The organism is Streptococcus oralis (assembly GCF_023110435.1).
GTDB lineage: Bacteria > Bacillota > Bacilli > Lactobacillales > Streptococcaceae > Streptococcus > Streptococcus oralis_CF.
Genome location: NZ_JALDWB010000015.1, coordinates 1 through 820 on the forward strand (window position 1 = coordinate 1; position 820 = coordinate 820).

The 820-nt window shown below is 46.7% G+C and carries 1 protein-coding gene; it reads right to left on the reverse strand.

Annotated elements, in window-relative coordinates; all coding sequences use genetic code 11:
- A partial coding sequence (locus tag M1F97_RS09160) for a hypothetical protein (RefSeq protein WP_282185518.1) occupies positions 1-820 on the reverse strand: 820 nt, incomplete at both ends.

Sequence of the window (820 nt, forward strand, 5' to 3'; positions counted from 1 at the left end):
GATGCTGAAGCTGATTGGCTAGCTGATACTGATGCTGAAGCTGATTGGCTAGCTGATACAGACGCTGAAGCTGATTGGCTTGCAGATACTGATGCTGAAGCTGATTGACTAGCTGATACTGATGCGCTAGTTGATTCGCTTGCAGATACAGACGCTGAAGCTGATTGGCTTGCACTTACAGATGCTGAAGCTGATTGGCTAGCTGATACAGACGCTGAAGCTGATTGGCTTGCACTTATAGATGCTGAAGTTGATTGACTAGCTGATACTGATGCTGAAGCTGATTGGCTTGCAGATACTGATGCTGAAGCTGATTGGCTTGAGCTTACAGATGCTGAAGCTGATTGGCTTGCACTTACAGATGCTGAAGCTGATTGGCTTGAGCTTACTGATGCGCTAGTTGATTCGCTAGCTGATACAGACGCTGAAGCTGATTGGCTTGAGCTTACTGATGCGCTTGCTGATTGGCTTGCAGATACTGATGCTGAAGCTGATTGGCTAGCTGATACTGATGCTGAAGCTGATTGGCTAGCTGATACAGACGCTGAAGCTGATTGGCTTGCAGATACTGATGCTGAAGCTGATTGGCTTGCAGATACTGATGCTGAAGTTGATTGACTTGCAGATACTGATGCTGAAGCTGATTGACTAGCTGATACTGATGCGCTAGTTGATTCGCTTGCAGATACAGATGCTGAAGCTGATTGGCTAGCTGATACTGATGCTGAAGCTGATTGGCTAGCTGATACAGACGCTGAAGCTGATTGGCTTGCAGATACTGATGCTGAAGCTGATTGGCTTGCAGATACTGATGCTGAAG